Annotated in this window: 11 protein-coding genes; 6 read left to right on the forward strand and 5 right to left on the reverse strand. The window is 53.8% G+C overall.

Going from position 1 to position 17,806, the window contains the following annotated elements; translation table 11 throughout:
* The first annotated feature begins 40 nt into the window (after nt 1–40).
* Nucleotides 41–8,755: a glycoside hydrolase family 94 protein gene (locus BMX66_RS00595; RefSeq protein WP_090877379.1), complete on the forward strand. Its 8,715-nt coding sequence runs from the start codon at nt 41–43 to the stop codon at nt 8,753–8,755.
* A gap of 167 nt (nt 8,756–8,922) precedes the next feature.
* On the opposite strand, the gene BMX66_RS00600 is transcribed toward BMX66_RS00595, so the two are convergent.
* Nucleotides 8,923–9,471: a Crp/Fnr family transcriptional regulator gene (locus BMX66_RS00600; RefSeq protein WP_255398730.1), complete on the reverse strand. Its 549-nt coding sequence runs from the start codon at nt 9,469–9,471 to the stop codon at nt 8,923–8,925.
* A gap of 366 nt (nt 9,472–9,837) precedes the next feature.
* Between BMX66_RS00600 and BMX66_RS00605 the strand changes: the two genes are divergently transcribed.
* From BMX66_RS00605 to BMX66_RS00615, 3 genes are all read left to right on the forward strand, one after another.
* Nucleotides 9,838–10,152 carry an ElaB/YgaM/YqjD family protein gene (locus BMX66_RS00605; RefSeq protein ID WP_090877381.1) on the forward strand — a complete coding sequence of 105 codons (315 nt, stop codon included), beginning with the start codon at nt 9,838–9,840 and terminating at the stop codon, nt 10,150–10,152.
* A gap of 177 nt (nt 10,153–10,329) precedes the next feature.
* Nucleotides 10,330–11,331 (forward strand): SGNH/GDSL hydrolase family protein, encoded by a 1,002-nt coding sequence (locus tag BMX66_RS00610; protein WP_090877383.1) that lies wholly within the window; start codon nt 10,330–10,332, stop codon nt 11,329–11,331.
* 129 nt (nt 11,332–11,460) lie between these two features.
* Entirely contained in the window at nt 11,461–11,778 is a 318-nt protein-coding gene (locus BMX66_RS00615) for a DUF1840 domain-containing protein (RefSeq protein ID WP_090877385.1), read from the forward strand.
* Nucleotides 11,779–12,118: 340 nt separating this feature from the next.
* Here BMX66_RS00615 and BMX66_RS15875 read toward each other — a convergent pair whose 3' ends face one another.
* The 4 genes from BMX66_RS15875 to BMX66_RS00625 all read right to left on the reverse strand — a co-directional run bounded on the left by BMX66_RS15875 (nt 12,119) and on the right by BMX66_RS00625 (nt 15,434).
* Nucleotides 12,119–12,544, reverse strand: coding sequence for an FxDxF family PEP-CTERM protein (locus BMX66_RS15875; protein WP_255398731.1), 426 nt, complete (start codon nt 12,542–12,544; stop codon nt 12,119–12,121).
* Nucleotides 12,545–12,582: 38 nt separating this feature from the next.
* On the reverse strand, nt 12,583–12,777 hold the full coding sequence (locus tag BMX66_RS15880; RefSeq protein WP_255398732.1) for a hypothetical protein: 195 nt from the start codon (nt 12,775–12,777) through the stop codon (nt 12,583–12,585).
* A 29-nt stretch (nt 12,778–12,806) separates the two neighbouring features.
* Nucleotides 12,807–12,935, reverse strand: coding sequence for a hypothetical protein (locus BMX66_RS15885; RefSeq protein ID WP_255398733.1), 129 nt, complete (start codon nt 12,933–12,935; stop codon nt 12,807–12,809).
* A gap of 441 nt (nt 12,936–13,376) precedes the next feature.
* Nucleotides 13,377–15,434, reverse strand: a complete 2,058-nt coding sequence (locus BMX66_RS00625) for an ATP-binding response regulator (RefSeq protein WP_090877387.1) — start codon at nt 15,432–15,434, stop codon at nt 13,377–13,379.
* A gap of 255 nt (nt 15,435–15,689) precedes the next feature.
* Here BMX66_RS00625 and BMX66_RS00630 point away from each other — a divergent pair, with 255 nt between their 5' ends.
* Both BMX66_RS00630 and BMX66_RS00635 read left to right on the forward strand, forming a co-directional pair.
* Nucleotides 15,690–16,808 carry a sulfate ABC transporter substrate-binding protein gene (locus BMX66_RS00630; RefSeq protein WP_090877389.1) on the forward strand — a complete coding sequence of 373 codons (1,119 nt, stop codon included), beginning with the start codon at nt 15,690–15,692 and terminating at the stop codon, nt 16,806–16,808.
* Between the two features lie 383 nt (nt 16,809–17,191).
* Complete coding sequence (locus tag BMX66_RS00635; RefSeq protein WP_090877391.1) at nt 17,192–17,800, forward strand: BON domain-containing protein; 609 nt, start codon at nt 17,192–17,194, stop codon at nt 17,798–17,800.
* Nucleotides 17,801–17,806 lie beyond the last annotated feature (6 nt).

A 17,806-nucleotide genomic window follows, 5' to 3' on the forward strand; every position in this document is an offset into this window, starting at 1 on the left:
TCGCGCTATTCAATGAATCGTGGGCCGGAGAATCTTCCAATTGAAAGTTAGAGCCACACCTGTTTCCGAGCTTTTACTCTCCGTTCCTGCCCGGCTTCGTAAAATCAGAAGGCAGTCCGCGCCGATCAGTGAAGAGCTGCCATTACGTTCCGAGCTATTCAGCGGTGATCAGATGGAGTTGTATGGCGGCATCCTCGCGGCCTCCCACGAGGTATCCTCGAGCCGCGGCACGGCTCAGCTTCTCGCGCGGCTGGATGAGAACGAAAAGACGCTTTTCGATATCTGCAATGTGCTGACTGAAGCGGTAACAGCGGACCAACTGCTGACGCCAGCAGGCGAGTGGCTTTACGACAACTTCTATCTGATAGAAGAGCAGATCCGTACGGCCAGGCGACATCTTCCCAAAAGCTATAGCCGGGAATTACCTCTTCTCGCAAACGGGACCTCGGCAGATCTGCCGCGGGTATATGACATTGCTCTGCAAGCGATTTCACACGGCGATGGCAGGGTAGATACGGAGAGTCTCAGGCGTTTTGTCGCTGCGTATCAGGCTGTTGCCAACCTGCAGCTGGGCGAATTATGGGCTATCCCGATCATGCTGCGGCTGGCCTTGATCGAAAATCTCCGCCGCGTCGGCGTACATGTCGCTGCCGGGAGGATAGACCGGAATCTTGCCGATGCCTGGGCTGACGAAATAACCAAGGTTGCCGAAAAAGATCCCAAAAGCCTGGTTCTTGTCATTGCCGACATGGCGCGGTCCAATCCGCCAATGACCACCCCTTTCATTTCCGAACTGGCACGCCGGCTGCAGGGGCAGGGCCCGAGCCTGGCGCTTCCATTGACCTGGATCGAGCAAAGGCTGGCGGAATCGAATCAAACCATCGACCAGATGGTGCAGCTGGGAAATCAGCAACAGGCAGCTGACCAAGTCTCGATATCCAACAGCATTAACAGCTTGCGCAAGCTGGGCGGCATCGACTGGCGTGAATTTGTCGAAACCACGAGTATCGTGGAACAGACGTTGCGAGAGGATCCGGATGGTGTCTATGGCCGAATGGATTTTGCGAGCCGCGATCATTATCGACACGCGGTGGAGCGACTTGCCAAGGCTAGCCCGGTATCGGAAGTGGAAGTGGCCCGACTGGCTCTTCGACTGGCACGCGAGGCTGCGAAAAACGAGAACGACAGTGCCAGGGCGCATGTCGGGTTTTACCTGGTTGACAGGGGCTTGCCTGACCTTGAGAAGGCAGCACAGGTAAGTCCATCGCTCCGGGAGAAATTTTGGCGGACTGGCCGCCAGTATCCGCTTTTCTGCTATCTCGGCGCTATCGGGCTGATCACGCTGACCCTGGTCAGTATGCTGCTGTTCGAAGCGTACTCCGACGGTGCGAGCGGTTGGTTGCTGGCGGCAGCAGGCGTGCTGTCGCTCTTTGCAATGAGTCAGCTTGCCGTATCACTGGTCAATTGGATTACCCCTTTGTTGGTGAGGCCTCATTACCTGTCGCGAATGGATTTTTCCAAGGGTATCCCTCCCACATTGCGGACACTGGTAGTGGTTCCCACCATGCTGACCAACGAGTCGGATATCCTGAACCTTATTGAAGCGCTTGAAGTACGATTTTTGGCCAATCGCGACGTTAACCTTGATTTCGCTTTATTGACGGATTTCAAGGACGCGAATCTGGAAACGCTGCCTGAAGATGAATCCTTGTTGAAGCTTGCTCGAGCCGGCATTGAAGAGCTGAATAAGAAATATTTCAGCGCGCCTGGCGATAGCAGGGTTGAAGCAAAGGACTCAACGGTAATACATCAGAATGGTCAATTTTTTCTTTTTCACCGTCCCCGCAGGTGGAATGGACAGGAGCGTCTCTGGATGGGTCAGGAGCGCAAACGGGGAAAGCTCGCGGACTTGAACTCGCTGTTGCGGGGCGCGGGGGGGGATGCATTTTGCCTGATCGTTGGCAACACAGCTGTGCTGCCCACCGTGAAGTACGTCATCACGCTCGACACTGATACTCAGTTGCCGCGGGAGACTGCCCATCAACTTATTGGTGCGATGGCTCATCCGTTGAACCGTCCCAGGCTTGACACAATGAGCGCAGACGGAGACGCGATGCTGGTAACAGAGGGCTATGGAATTCTGCAACCGCGGGTCGCGGTAAGTCTCTCGAGTACCAATCAATCAAGATACGCATGGCTTTTCGGCGGCGAGGCTGGCATCGATCCATACACCCGAGTTGTCTCCGACGTTTATCAGGATCTTTTCTATGAGGGATCATTTATCGGAAAGGGAATTTATGACGTTGACGCATTCGAGCAGACTGTTTGCCGTCGCTTTCCTGAAAACCGGATTCTAAGTCACGATCTTCTGGAAGGGTGCTATGCACGGGCAGGGTTGATAAGCGATGTCCAGCTATATGAGGGGTTCCCGTCCCGCTACAGCGCGGATGTAAGCCGTCGCCACCGATGGATTCGAGGAGACTGGCAACTCGCGAGCTGGTTGTTGTGGCGAGTACCGGGGGCGCTGGAAAGCTATCACCCAAACCCGCTATCCGCGCTGTCCAGATGGAAACTGATGGACAATCTCCGGCGCAGCCTGGTGCCGGTCGCCTTGACGCTACTCCTGTTGTTAGGGTGGATGGCACTGCCCCACGCATGGTTCTGGACGCTGATCGTTATCGGTGCGCTCGCTATCCCTGCCGTGATAGACGTCATCTCCGATCTTTTGAAGAAACCGGCCGAAGTCGCATGGCGGTCGCACACTATCACCTCAATGCGCGCGGCGGAACGGCACTTCGGACAAATATTATTCACACTGGCCTGTCTTCCATACGAGGCTTATTTCAGCCTCGATGCGGTAATACGTACCCACGTACGGCTTTTCATCACACGCCGCCGACTGCTCGAGTGGAATCCCTCCCACTACATCGAGCGCGAGTCAGGTTCCGTGATCGCAAGGAACGGGCTGGCCGGGCCGGGTGCTTCCTTTCGATCTATGTGGATAGCACCCGTGACCGTGGTTTTGTCGGTGGCAGGAATGGTGATGACAGCACCCTATGCATTAATGGCCGCCATACCGGTACTGCTGTTATGGGCGGGATCTCCCGCCATCGCGTGGTGGGTAAGTCAGCCGTTGCCGCTGCGGGGCTCGGAGTTGAGCGATGGACAAATACACTTCCTGCGCCAGGTTGCACGGCGAACCTGGTTCTTCTTCGAAACTTATATCGGACCGCAGGATAATTGGCTGCCGCCGGATAATTTTCAGGAGCATCCGGTCCCAACCGTCGCGCGGCGGACATCGCCTACCAACATGGGCCTGGCGCTGCTTGCCAATGTTGCCGCCTACGACTTCGGCTACATTGGTGCAGGGCAACTCATTGATCGCACAGATAAAATGCTGCAGTCGATGGAGACACTGGAACGGCATTCCGGTCATTTTTACAATTGGTACGATACAGAAACCAGGACGCCATTGACGCGCTATATCTCCTCAGTGGACAGCGGCAACCTGGCTGGTCACCTACTGACAATGCGCGCCGGCCTTCTGGAGATACCCGATGCGCCCATTGTCAGCGAACAATTGTTTTTGGGACTGGCCGATACGCTGCGGATATTGGAAAAAACGGCCGATTTCGTGGATCCGAATTCCTCTCTCGCACGATTCGGCATGGCGCTCGCGGTTGCAGCAGAGACGCGCCCGATCACAATCACGAGCGCGCGTGCCGATCTTGAGTGGATGGCGGCCTGTTCCGGAGAAATCGTTCGCGAGATTGCCGAAGCGTCCGTCGCTGATACTTCCAGCGAAGCTCATGAATGGGCGATGCTTCTGAATAAGCAATGTGAAAGCGCGCTTGCTGAATTAACCAGCCTTGTACCGCAGTCCGCCCTGGCCGGAACGCAAAATGAAACCGGGATAATGCACGCGGACGGAATCCCTTCGCCTTCATTACGGCAACTCGCCAACCAGGGTAGCGAGGTAGCGCGCGACTGGTTGGCCAGTCTCGAACGCCTGGCGCTTCAGGCAGGTGAAATGGCGCAAATGGAGTACGAATTCCTGTTCAGTCATGCGCAACGACAGCTCTCGATCGGATATAACGCGGGGGAAGATCGGCTGGATGGCAGCTACTACGATCTGCTTGCGTCGGAGGCCAGGCTCTGCAACTTTGTGGCGATTGCGCAAGGGGAATTGCCTCAGGAAAGCTGGTTCGCGCTGGGACGCATCCTTACCACCTACGGCGGGGAGACCACGTTGCTCTCCTGGAGCGGTTCGATGTTCGAATACCTCATGCCGCTGCTGGTGATGCCGACCTTCGATAACACGCTCCTTGATCAGACCTGCAAGGCTGCGGTCGCGCGGCAAATCGCCTACGGCGAGGAACGCGGCGTCCCCTGGGGGGTCTCTGAATCGGGCTACAACGCGGTCGACGTTCAATTCAATTACCAATATCGCGCGTTTGGGGTTCCCGGACTGGGGCTCAAGCGGGGTCTTGGGGAAGACCTGGTCATCGCACCCTATGCTTCGGTACTGGCATTAATGGTTGAGCCCGAGGCTGCGTGCAGTAACCTGCAGCAGCTGGCTGCCCAGGATATGGCGGGTAAATACGGCTTTTACGAGGCTGTGGATTATACGCCATCACGGCTGCGGCGTGGCGAGACGCGTGCCGTGGTCCGTTCGTTCATGGCTCATCATCAAGGGATGAGCCTGCTTTCCCTTGCGTATGTGTTGCTCGATCGGCCGATGCAGCGGCGATTCGAGTCTGAGCCCTTATTTCAGGCAACAATGCTGCTGCTTCAGGAACGTATCCCCAAGGCTACTGTTTTCCGTTCGCAAGCCGCCGAGCTTCCCGATGTGCGCGTGAGCAAGGAGCTTCCGGACATGCCGATGCGAATACTATCGAGTGCAAACACGGCGATTCCCGAAGTACAGCTTCTGTCAAATGGCCGGTATCACGTCATGGTAACCAATAGCGGAGGAGGGAGCAGCCGCTGGAAGGACCTTGCTGTTACCCGTTGGCGGGAAGACAGCACCTGTGATTACTGGGGAAATTTCTGTTATCTGCGTGATGTCGCGAGTGGAGAGTTCTGGTCGAATACCTATCAGCCTACGTTAAAGGAACCCAAGCGTTATGGAGTCGTCTTTTCGGAAGGGCGGGTCGAGTTCCGGCGGCGCGACCTTGATTTTGATACCCATACCGAGATTTCCGTCTCACCCGAAGATGATATCGAGCTTCGTCGGGTTCGCATCACCAATCGCGCATGGACAAGCCGGACGATTGAAATCACCTCTTATGCCGAGGTGGTGCTGGCGGCGCCCGCGGCTGACGCACAGGCGCCGGCCTTCGGCAATCTTTTTGTACAGACGGAAATTTTGCCGGACCGGCATGCAATCGTATGCAGCAGGCGGCCGCGCTCGCAAAGCGATGCCGTTCCATGGATGTTCCACCTTATGATGGTCCATGGCGTTGCCACCGAAGCCGTTTCCTACGAGACGGATCGAATGATGTTTATCGGACGCGGAAACGATGTGTCCGCACCACGGGCGATGACGGATTCCGCACCGCTTTCCGGCGGCGCGGGCTCGGTTCTGGACCCAATAGTAGCGATCCGCAAACGCTTGACTGTCGAACCGGGGGAGTCCGCGACGATAGATATTGTTACCGGAGCTGGTGATTCCCGCCACGCCGCCATGCATCTGGTTGAAAAGTATCAGGATCAGAATTTGACGAATCGAGTCTTCGATCTTGCATGGACGCATAGTCTGGTTGTGTTGCATCAACTCAATGCTACCGAGACAGACGCACAATTGTTCGGCCGACTGGCCGGTTCGGTGCTGTACGCGAGTTCCTATCTACGTGCTGATGAGGCTGTGCTTATCAGGAACCAGCGTGGCCAGTCGGGCCTGTGGGGATACTCGATCTCCGGTGATTTGCCAATCGTGCTGCTCCAGATCAGCGACGTCGCTAATATCAATCTGGTGCGACAACTGATACAGGCGCACTCCTATTGGCGTGTGAAAGGATTGACGGTCGATCTGGTTATCTGGAATGAGGACCATTCAAGTTATCGGCAACTCCTGCACGACCACATCATGGGACTGATCGCCGGCAGTGCAGAAGCTCACGTGCTCGATCGTCCCGGCGGCATTTTCATCCGCCGTGCCGAGCAGATTGCCTCGGAAGATCGCATTCTGATGCAAACCGTTGCACGTGCGATTATTCTGGACACCAACGGAAACCTGGTGGAGCAGTTGAACCGCCGGCTCCCGGCCGAATTGCCGCGTCCGCCCGTCAGGCTGGCGCCCGTCCCGCCGCCCGAATCCGATCAAATTGTTGAGCTACCGCGCCGCGAACTGCTCTTCGACAATGGTTTTGGCGGCTTCACTTCCGATGCGCGCGAGTACGTCATAACGACCGGGCAGGGTCAGACAACCCCCGTGCCGTGGTCGAATATTCTGGCAAATCCGCAGTTCGGGACCGTTATTTCCGAGAGCGGGCAAGCATACACCTGGTATGAAAATGCGCACGAATTCCGTTTGACTCCGTGGGACAACGATCCGGTTTGCGATTCCAGCGGCGAAGCGTATTACCTGCGGGACGAAGAAACCGGTAATTTCTGGTCGCCGACGCCTCTACCGAAGCCGGGAGCAGCGCCATATGTTACCCGGCATGGATTCGGTTACAGCATTTTCGAGTACATCGAGAGTGGTATTCGTTCAGAGCTTGAAATCTATGTCGCCCTGGACGCCCCGGTAAAGTTTGCGGTACTGAAAGTGCGTAATGAATCCGGGCGGTCTCGCAAGCTCTCTGCAACGGGCTGCGTCGAGTGGGTGCTGGGCGATCTGCCTGCCAAGAGCAGAATGCACGTCGTTACCGAGATAGATGCCGAAAGTGGAGTTCTGCTTGCGCGCAATCCTTATAACAACGAGTTTTCGGGCCGCGTCGCTTTTTTTGATGTCGACGACGATACACGCAGTGTGACTGGCGACCGAACAGAGTTTATCGGGCGCAACGGCAGATTGACGAACCCGGCTGCGATGGCCTCGAAGGACCTCTCCGGCCAGGTGGGGGCGGGCTTCGACCCTTGTGGCGCTATCCGTATTCCGTTTGAATTGCTGGATGGTCAGACGCGGGAGATCGCATTTCGTTTGGGCGCCGGGCTCAATGCTGATGATGCTCTCCAGCTTGCTCAACGCTTCCGCGGGATTGCGGTTGCGCATGAGGCACTGGAAAAAGTGCGTCAATACTGGCTTCGCACGCTCGGTACGATACAAGTGGAAACGCCCGATCCATCCGTAAACGTGATGGTCAACGGCTGGCTGGTGTATCAGGTCATGGCCTGCCGGCTATGGGGACGCAGCGGTTACTATCAGTCGGGAGGAGCCTTCGGATTTCGTGATCAACTGCAGGATGTGATGTCGCTTGTTCACGCGGAGCCCGTTCTTGTCCGCGAGCATTTGCTTCGGTCGGCGGCGCGCCAGTTTATCGAAGGTGATGTCCAGCATTGGTGGCATCCGCCGGCGGGGCGCGGCATCCGAAGCCGCTGTTCCGATGACTATCTGTGGCTGCCTCTGGCCACCTGTCGTTATGTTGCCGCCACCGGCGATATCGGAGTGCTGGATGAGCCCGTTTCTTTTCTCGAAGGCCGGCAGGTTTCGGCGGATGAGGAGTCGTACTATGATCTGCCGGTTCACTCCGAACAGGTCGCAACTTTATATCAGCACTGCGTGCGCGCCATCGAGCATGGACTGCGATTCGGCGAACACGGTCTTCCCTTGATGGGTACTGGCGACTGGAATGATGGAATGAATCTTGTCGGTTTCCACGGGCGCGGCGAAAGCATCTGGCTGGCTTTCTTCCTGTATGACAACCTTATACAGTTTTCGGAACTTTCCGAGCAATATGGCGATACGGCGTTTGTCGGGCGATGCAAAAAGGAAGCTGAGCTTTTGCGTAAAAATATCGAACAGCACGGCTGGGATGGAAAATGGTATCTCCGTGCCTTCTTCGATGATGGTTCTCCTCTTGGCTCCCGGAGTAATCCCGAATGCCGGACCGATTCGATCGCGCAAAGCTGGTCAGTGTTGTCCGGCGCGGGTTCTGCCGAGCGCCAACGACTGGCAATGGAAGCGGTAAGTGAGCATCTCGTGCGGCGCGATGCCCGTCTCATACAACTTCTTGATCCACCTTTCGATCAGTCCCACTTGAATCCGGGTTATATAAAAGGCTACGTGCCCGGCGTGCGCGAGAACGGCGGACAATACACCCATGCGGCCATCTGGGCGACGATGGCTTTCGCCGTGTTAAGAGATCATGAGCGCGCATGGGAGCTGCTGGAGATGATTAATCCGGTGAATCATGGGCGATCACCGGAGATGGTCTCGGTCTACAAGACCGAGCCATATGTGGTTGCCGCTGATGTTTATGCGGTTCCTCCGCATACGGGTCGCGGCGGATGGTCGTGGTACACAGGTTCAGCCAGCTGGCTGTACCGGCTGATGCTGGAAACATTGCTCGGCCTTTCACTTGAGAATAAGAAACTGCGCTTCAACCCCTGTCTGCCTGCGGAATGGAATATGTTCACGGTGAAATACCGTTATGGCGAAACGACCTATCACATCACAGTTGCACAGACTAGTGATGTGGAAAATGAGAGCCTTACGGTCGATGGAGTGGGCCAGCAGGATCTGACCATTGCTCTTGTCGACGATCGGACACCGCATACGGTCGAAGTCCGGTTAAACAGTTCTCGCGCGTGAGTACAATTTCAGAGGAAATGACCGGCAATTGCGCCGGGCGGGCCGCAGGGTCAGGGTGCGGGTGAGGAAGCCAAGGCTGAGATGCTGCAGGAAAGCTTGACAGTCAAGGCCGAAAAGAGCGGAGGATATGTCAGCCTTGACGAATGGGAATAGGAATTATATCTGACTTAAGCCAAAGGAGCAGGTGAACCGGTCAAAGGTATGGCGGGTCTGAGAGCCGGGCGAATGGCAGGCATTGTGGCTTGGGCGATCTTGGCCGCGAGGCGCTGAGTATAATGCTGAAGCAAATAACGCAACGGGCTGCCGAGCTCGAATTCTCTTCGTAAATTGGCTGCCTTGAGTCGGTACCCGAAACCGGCACTCTGCACGATCGCCCGGGTTGGTGTAATTTTTCGCCCCATGAGCATGGAAATGCCGAATACGCCTTCCTTGCCGATGGCAGCGATCTTTACCGGTTCTCCCTTGTCGTTAATGATGTGCAGGGAAATGATACTGGTAGTGGGGAAATACACAAGGCCTAACTCGCCGCCATTTTCGTAAACGGCCCATCCCTGGGGCAGGGACACGAGTTCAAGGCAGGATTGCAGCCGCTCGTAATCCTTCTCGGGGAGAGCAGCCAAAAACAAGTTTTGCCTGGGAGTATGAAGCTTGGTGGCATACAACTCAGGGGTATGAGTCTCAGGGGTATGAATCTCAGGGGTATGAATATATGTCATTACATTCCTCGCTATTTGCTTGTCTCGATAATTATGATTGCACGTGCGATAGTTGATGAGATAGATAGATAGTAGATGAGACTAGATGAGACGCACGGCACGATTTGATGTTACATCCAAATTCAGAAATCGTATGTGCGGTGTCCGACAGACCGACGTCAGGAAAGAAGATATAAACGTCCTTGAGGGGTCGTGAACCGCGAGGAAGGGACGGATAGCGGCAGCGGATAGCGACGATTGCGGCGGAGAGCGCACCGTAGACAGAGTATATAGCGTTTATGCTGGAGAATGCTTTTTTATGAGCACAACAGCAGACAGTTGCTGAATAGCAATAATAACAATGTTAATTTTATATGGAGGATTGTGATGGCCAGGACTGCCAAGGATAGTAAAGAAAAGCTCATCAAGGATTTTCAATCGGTTATTGCCGACACGGAGGAATTGATGAAATTCGTGAGCAACGAGGGCGGGGGAAAGGCTCAGGCCCTGCGCGACAAGATCGATCAGAACTTGAAGCTGGCCAAAGATTATTTGCATGATTTTGAAGGTTCGGTAGTCGATAAATCCAAAATCGCGGCAAAGGCAACCGATGAATATGTGCATGAAAATGCGTGGCGCACCGTCGGGTTGGCAATTGGTGTTGGTATCCTGATTGGACTCCTGATGAGGAATCGCGACTAAAACCGGCCCTTGCCCGTCGAATGCTCATGAGGAGGAGCGGACGGAGGGCAGACGGGGTCAGGTCCGGTACCGCACATAAAGCAGCGCGGAAAATTGAGTCTCGGCTATTCTTGCGTCAGCATTAGATCCGGCTACCCGGCCGGTTTCTGTCACCAATTTTGATGGGGGAGGTTGATCATGAATGCACGAGTGACATTTGTCGCACTTTTTGCGTTGTTGTCGGCAGGGAGCAACGTCTGGGCAGCTACCGCTTTCACCGGTCTGCACGCGTTTGGAGACAGTCTCTTGGATGCGGGGGACAGTCCCTCTGCCGTTACAAGCATTTACAAGATCCTGGGCGGTAATTGCGATGTTTCTCATCCATGTCCGCCTTATGAGGGCGGCCGCCTCTCCAATGGACCTGTAGCCTCCGAATATATGGCGGAGTCTCTCTTTCCAGGAGGCGTGACCAGCACGAATTTCCGCAGCTATGCCGTAGGAGGCGCCACATCCGGTATTGGAAACAGTGGTGACGAAGGCAGTGCGACCGAGTCAGGAATTTTTAACCTGCCCGGCATGAAGCAGCAACTGGAACACTATATGAGCGCGGAAGAGTCGGGGGGTGTCGCCGATCCTAACGCCTTGTATCTCGTATGGGGTGGCGGGGGGGATTATCTGACGCACAATTCTCCCGTCGCGGCTGCTCAGAATATCGGCGGTTATGTAAATACCCTGGCGACAGCAGGAGCCAGGCATATCCTTGTTCCAAATCTCGTGGATCTCGGCCACACACCTCTTGCAAGATCCGAGGGCGAAGAATTGGAGGCTCGAGCATATTCACTGGTTTTCAACACGGAATTGGCAACACAATTGGGGAGCGCCAGTTCGAACTTTCCCACAACGGATATTTATCAGTTCGATACTTATTCTTTCCAGAATGACATAATCCAGAATCCTGTCAATTATGGATTCACGGACGTTCAAGATCCATGTGTTTCCCTGCTCGTATTTTCTTGTGACAATCCAGACGGGCATCTTTATTGGGATAGCGTTCATCCCACCACGCGGGCTCATGCTCTTCTCGCATCCGCCTTCATAAGTGCCGTGCCGGAGCCGCAGGTTACAGCCATGTTCATTGCCGGGCTGTTTATTCTCGGTTTCGCTGCCTACCGCCAGCGAAACCTCGGTGCGGACGCATGAGGGCAGGCGACTGAAGCAATCGTCCGATAACGGGAGGGAGGTTGGAACTTTCAAGGGTATTCCCAGCGCCCGATCGCGGCTCCGATTTATCCGGAACAGAAGCGTTTTCTTATTCATTACCCAGTTCTTATGCTGATAATATTTAAAAGCGATGCTTATGCCGATATAACCATGTTCAGCGATGTCGCGCACCGCCTGTTGAGGATGATGGGGCACAGCGGGACTGTGCCCGGTGCGATACTGGCTGAAGATGTGCCGGCAGTGCTTGATCGATTAAAACGCGCGATTGAGCAAGAAAAGCAGCGGGCGCCGGAAACGGGCGATGAGCCTCAAGCCAAGGAGCCGGATGATCAAACGGTAAGCCTTACCCACCGGGCGTTACCCCTGATCGAATTACTTACCGCGGCGGCAAAAAAGCAGTCCAACGTGATGTGGGAAAAGGTGTAGATTGCGCTTTAGACGGCTTGGCGCCTGGATAGGGGAGGTTTCACGCAGGGTAATAATCCACGCTTGTTTTTATGTGGAGCGACGAACGAACCATTTTTCGGAATAGCGCGAAAATACATAGGGTGTCTCTTGAATCTCTCCTTGAAAGCACCCTTGGTCCGGCAGCGATTTATATCGCTCCCGGACTTTTTCATAGGGGGCGGTAAATTCTCCAATATGCCTGGCGCAAATTTCCCGCAGAGTGGATCGGATATTGACGTGGGAACGTAGGGTTTATATCGAGATAAAGGAGTCGCCGCGATTGCAGGACCGCCGCTATCGCGGTGCCATCGAATATAGCTTATGTTGATGCAGTGTGCAGGGCGTGGCCGTATGATCGTCGCCTTATGACCACGCCCATCAACCCGAATCCGGCCAGCAACATGGCGTAGGTTTGCGGCTCAGGTACTACCCCAGCTAAAAGGGTACCGGTAACGCCGTACTTTGTCAGGAGATTGGGGTTCGCGATATCCTGAGCAAAATAATCAGCCCCACCCACGAATACCGAGTAGTCCCCGGCAGCGAGATTCGAAAAAGTGTGTGAAACCTTGCCGTCAGGTGCGCCGTCCGAACCGAAACCCGTGCCGTCGTAGGCATGACCGATATACTTGAAAAAGCTCAGACTGGATGGAATCGGGATGCCGTTGAGGCTGCCTGGATCGTTTCCAATCGACCAGTCCGTCAAAGCTCTGAATGAACCTTCCGTATTATCAGGGCGATTGGCCACTGATATTTCGGCGGAATCATAATCCGCCTTCACCGGGGCTACATGGGCAAGCCCTGGTAGAGCGAGAATCCTGGTATTAATCCAGGTTGAGACGTCGAAACGTTGCCAAGATGATCTGTGACCTGGGAGGTAGCCTGCTCGAACTCAAGTGTGACATCAGTCAGCTCAAGCAGTGTGAAGCGGTAGGGGCGTAATTTATGACTGTCACCGTAGTCGGCATCTGTTCCGTCCATCCGGCCATAGTTGCCGGTAACCGTCTGATCTATCCGGATGGAAGCGGCGTAAGTGTTATCAAAGTTCCAAAATCGCGACCGCCATAACCGACATGGGCCATCGCCGGCAATGAAGCCATGCCGGCCACGAAAAATGCGTACTGAAGTGTTTTTTTCATATGATCTCTCGCTGGTTAAAGGTAGAAAATAATCTCTCCATACCGGTAATGCTCATCAGCAAAACCGATGCAGAGAAGTATTTATTATTCATATCAACAAATCAATGTGACATATTGCCGCATGTGGCAAATTGCCGCAGGGGGATGATACGGGTGCATCAACAATCGAGAGCTTGAATAGCGGGAGCGAAGATGCAGCTGAGATAATTAATCGAAATGAATAATGAGGTTGTCAAGAGAATATGACGATAAAGTAAGATTGGAATGAAGGAATGCAAAATTGAAGAGGAATGGCGATGCGCACCCTGGATGATGCCTGCAATTGGCATCGGCGAAATAGGAATCGAGTTATTTTGAAACCGGGATTAGATAAGATTGTTGAGGGACAGGATGCGTTACGTTAGGATATCTTCCCGACCAATGCGATGTTCTCATCGGCAATTACGTTTGCTTGACAAGAGCATCAATGGCCGTGATCAATTCGAATGAGTCGACCGGTTTGGGAAGATGCTCCTGATAGCCGGCATTCATGGCTCTGGCTCTATCTTCCGCGCGAGCAAACGCTGTGAGTGCGATGGCGGGTGTCCTGCCGCCATCTTCTGCGGAAAGGCTTCTCACCTCGACAATGAATTGATACCCATTTTTTTCCGGCATGCTGATGTCGCTGATAATCACGTCCGGCCTCTCGATCTTCAAAAGCTCCAGTCCTTCCGCGGCCCCCGCGGCGGTGATCACCCTCGCTTCACACTGAGTCAACATTCGCTTGATGAGTTCGCGCGCGTCCAGTTCGTCGTCAATCACCAGCACTTTCAATCCCGCAAGCGAAGCATCTTTTCCATCAAAGTGCTCCCGCAAGAGCGGCAATTCATTTTCCACATCACCAGCAATGGAAAGCGGCAGAATCACGGTAAACGATGAGCCTTGTCCGACACCGGCGCTTTCTGCCCGAACTGTTCCACCATGAAGCTCCACCAGTTGCTTGACAATGGCAAGACCCAGGCCAAGGCCGCCATACTGCCGGGTAAGTGAAGGGTCACCTTGTCGGAAGCGATCAAAAACATAAGGCATGAACTCCGGAGCGATACCGAGACCCGAATCGCTGATCCTGATTTCAAGCAAGGAGTTTGATTGCTTAACTACAATCTCGATCCTGCCGCCTTTGGGCGTAAACTTTACCGAGTTGGAGAGCAGATTCCAGAAGATCTGCTGAAGCCGATTGTAATCCCCCGTGATGGGGCCGATGTGTGGGGCAATTGTTTTTTGCAGAGCCACTCCTTTGGCTTGCGCCGTCGGTTTGACCGACTCGACCGCTGCCTCGACCAGACTGGCAACGTCCAGTTGCTGCATATCCAGCCTGACCTTTCCGGATATTATGCTGCTCATTTCAAGAAGATCTTCTATAAGCTTATTCTGGGCGCGAGCATTTCTTTCGATAGTTTCCAGGCCTCGCTGGATGTCCTCGTTTTTCATGCTTCCGCTCAAGATAAGTTGAGACCATCCCAGAATTGCGTTCAGCGGGGTTCTCAGTTCGTGGGACAGCGTTGCCAGAAACTCGTCCTTGAGTTGGCTGGCCCGCTCAGCCTCATTTCTGGCAATACGTTCATTCTCAAGAAGCTGTCGTTTCTCCGCGTCTGCCAGCGCTAATGCTTCGCCGAGTTTCGCCACTTCGTTACCCGGAGCTTTGCCGTAGCGACTAGGGTGGATACCGCGGGTGATACCAGCCACCTGACGGCCAAGCTCCGCCAAGGGCTGTAGTATGCCAAGGCGGGTATAAAAAATGATGCCTGTCGTGGCGAGCAGGGCGATGAAGATGAGCACCATTTCAAAGATCATCTGGCGCTCGAGCCGGGCGGACCTGGCGTTTAATTCCGCCTGTACACGTCCATTGAATAAATTCATGAACTTCCGGATCGGTGTCATTATGCTGGAGATGCCCGCGACGTAGCGCTTATCAAACAGCAAGCTGATTGCGAATTCCCGGTTGGGCTTACCATGTACAGTAAAATTGCCCTGTCCGTCGTCATACCGCCCTGCCAAGGCCGCAAACGCCTTTTTTTCGATCTTGACCAATCTATCCGAGTTCTCCTTCGCTTCTCGCAATAGGGAAAATTCCTCATCGCTGAAGCCCTCCTGGCGCATCATTTCCAGTAATGGAATCGTATCACCCTGCTCTATGACAGAAGTTTCGTCTGTGGCTACAAGATAGGTCGCGGAATAATTCAGGGGGCGGGGCCGTTTCCCGTCGCGTATATCGAGTATTTTGAAATAGTAACGCTCATACACCGGGTCTTCCGTAATCACATAGTTGCGAGCCATATAGGTGAGATCTCCAGAGCTTTGAAGCAGCTCATCGACCAGCAAAATCACACGGAATCGATGACGTTCACCATTGTTGATTTCCTCGCGGATGTTCAGCGAATGAAACACGAGCGCTCCGATACTTATCAGTAGCAACGCAAGAGCGACATTGGAAAAACTGGTAAAGTTTCTGATATTCACAGGGTTTTTCTCGGCTATGCGATTCTCATCAATGTTGGACGACTAAATTTTATACGTCACCGCTCCCGGTACACCATTTATTTCACGGCACTACTGAAGAAAGCCTGCGGGATTAACCTTCCTTTTCTTCAGGTATCCGGCCTTCTTATCTAGAGGATGCCATGAAACTACTCAATTTCTTCACGTTTATGCAATGCTGCTGAAATAAACGGATGTTAAATTTCTCTAGTGTTTATTATCCTGGAGGAAATAAAGATGCGTTCATATCGTTCCCGTCTTATTTTTGCGGTGGCGGCAATTCTGCTCAGTTTAGGTGCTGCATTCGCGGCGCTGCACGGTATCTCCGAGAGAGGCAATTCCGATCCTACCCAAAAGATGTACGAAGATTTCAATAAAGCATTTGCCAGACACTGGAAAGCGCGGACAGGCGTCGAGGTCACGGTCAAACAAGCCAGAAGCAAATCGGGCGCGCCTATACGGGCCGCTGTGGATGGGCTTGATGTGGCAACGCTTGCTCTGTCGTATGATGTAGATGCGTTGAAAACAAATAGCAAGTTCACATTGCCTAATTGGCAGGAAGCCCTGCCGCAAAATACACCTTTTACTTCGACTATCGTATTTCTGGTGCGCAAGGGTAACCCGAAGAAACTAAGAGATTGGGACGACCTCGCGCGATCTGGGATCGAAGTGGTCACACCCAATCCGAAGACTTCCGGCAGCGCACGCTGGAATTACCTGGCGGCATGGGGCTACGCACTCAAGCAACCAGGCGGCAGCGACGACACGGCACTCGAATTCGTCAGAAAAGTGTTTGCTAACGTCAAGTCGCTCGATCCCGGAATGCGCAGCTCGGTAAATACCTTCGTCGAACGCGGTATTGGCGACGTGCTGCTGGCTTGGGAGAACGAAGCTCATCTGATTGCTGAAGAAGGCGGGGATAAGTTCGAGGTGGTTACGCCCTCTCTGTCGATCCTGGCCGAACCCACGGTCAGTGTAGTTAACGCCGTCGCCGACCAGACCGGTATGCGCGAGGTGGCGCGCGCCTATGTTGATTACCTCTATACCACGAAAGCTCAGGATATCGCGGGCAAACATTATTATCGTCCTCGCGATGAGAGGGTTGCCGCCAAGTATGCGATGCAATTTCCACCCATCGATTTATTCACTATCGAAGAAGTCTTCGGTGGCTGGAAGGAAGCCCAGAACGCCCATTTCGGCAATGGCGGAGTATTTGACCAGATTCAGGGAAATCAGCCTGCCGCTTCCACTGCCGCCAGCAAGACCGAACATGTTGAAAAATTGAGTAGATACGGTGCGAAATTTGCTGAATTCCTGAATTTTCCAGATATTTCGATGTTTTCTGAATCGTCTTGAGGGAAAAACAAGTTACAGCCGTGACCAGCCATTCTCGATAGATTAGCCGGTCCCAGGCATCCTGTGCCATTTTTCATGCCCGCTCAGGGCTTTCCAGGTTATTCCCCTCCTTCAAACGTAGATACCGCATAGGCCCCTTCGGGGCATTTATGCTGATGGAGCCTCGGTTTCCCCAATTGCGTCGCGATGTGAGAATGGTCCAACTGCGCATATTGATCAGATCAGCGGCGCTCTATTTTTCCAATTTATGTGCGCCAGCGCACTGAGCCATTGCCTGAGAATCGCGATCATGAAACTGCGGATATAGAGAGTGTGGAGCCGAGCATTTGCCTTTGCGAGCCATCGGCAATTATTAATTCAAATCTACTGTGGAGAAAAATGGCATGAATATTCAAAATAAATTAGTAGTTCTGACCATCACCCTCATCGGCGCTTTGTCCATGGCTGGTTGCGGAAAGACAGAGGACAAGGGCCCAAAGCCCGAGGCGGCGCCTGCCCCAAAAACTGAACCAGCGCCTGAGCCTAAAACCACGGTCGGAACTGATATCGATGATAACGTCATTACAACCAAAGTAAAGTCCGCGCTACTTGCGGATGAGGAAGTCAAGGGTCTCGATATCCAGGTTGAAACGCACAAAGGCGAAGTTCAACTTAGCGGTTACGCGGATAACCAAGCCCAGATCGATCGCGCCGTAACGGTTACGCGCGGTGTTGAAGGTGTAAAAAACGTGGAAAATAAAATAGGCTTGAAGACCACCGATACCACGGTAGGTGAAAAGATAGATGATGGAATCATCACTACCAAGGTCAAAGCCGCGCTGCTGGGGGACTCGGGTGTCGATGGCACCGATGTCACAGTCGTAACACGCGATGGCGAGGTCCAGCTTAGCGGGTACGTGACAGACGCGGCTCAGATAGACCGGGCTGCAGAGGTTGCGCGAGGAGTAAAGGGCGTCAAGAATGTTGTCAATGAACTGAGCGTCAAGAAATAAAAACGC

The organism is Nitrosovibrio sp. Nv6 (assembly GCF_900110495.1).
In the GTDB taxonomy this organism is placed as follows: domain Bacteria; phylum Pseudomonadota; class Gammaproteobacteria; order Burkholderiales; family Nitrosomonadaceae; genus Nitrosospira.

Coding starts and splice junctions, on each gene's coding strand:
- BMX66_RS00600 (WP_255398730.1), bottom strand. CDS start 9,471: ATGACATATATTCATACCCCTGAGATTCATACCCCTGAGACTCATACC.
- BMX66_RS00605 (WP_090877381.1), top strand. CDS start 9,838: ATGGCCAGGACTGCCAAGGATAGTAAAGAAAAGCTCATCAAGGATTTT.
- BMX66_RS00635 (WP_090877391.1), top strand. CDS start 17,192: ATGAATATTCAAAATAAATTAGTAGTTCTGACCATCACCCTCATCGGC.
- BMX66_RS15885 (WP_255398733.1), bottom strand. CDS start 12,935: ATGAAAAAAACACTTCAGTACGCATTTTTCGTGGCCGGCATGGCTTCA.
- BMX66_RS00630 (WP_090877389.1), top strand. CDS start 15,690: ATGCGTTCATATCGTTCCCGTCTTATTTTTGCGGTGGCGGCAATTCTG.
- BMX66_RS00610 (WP_090877383.1), top strand. CDS start 10,330: ATGAATGCACGAGTGACATTTGTCGCACTTTTTGCGTTGTTGTCGGCA.
- BMX66_RS00615 (WP_090877385.1), top strand. CDS start 11,461: ATGCTGATAATATTTAAAAGCGATGCTTATGCCGATATAACCATGTTC.
- BMX66_RS15880 (WP_255398732.1), bottom strand. CDS start 12,777: ATGGACGGAACAGATGCCGACTACGGTGACAGTCATAAATTACGCCCC.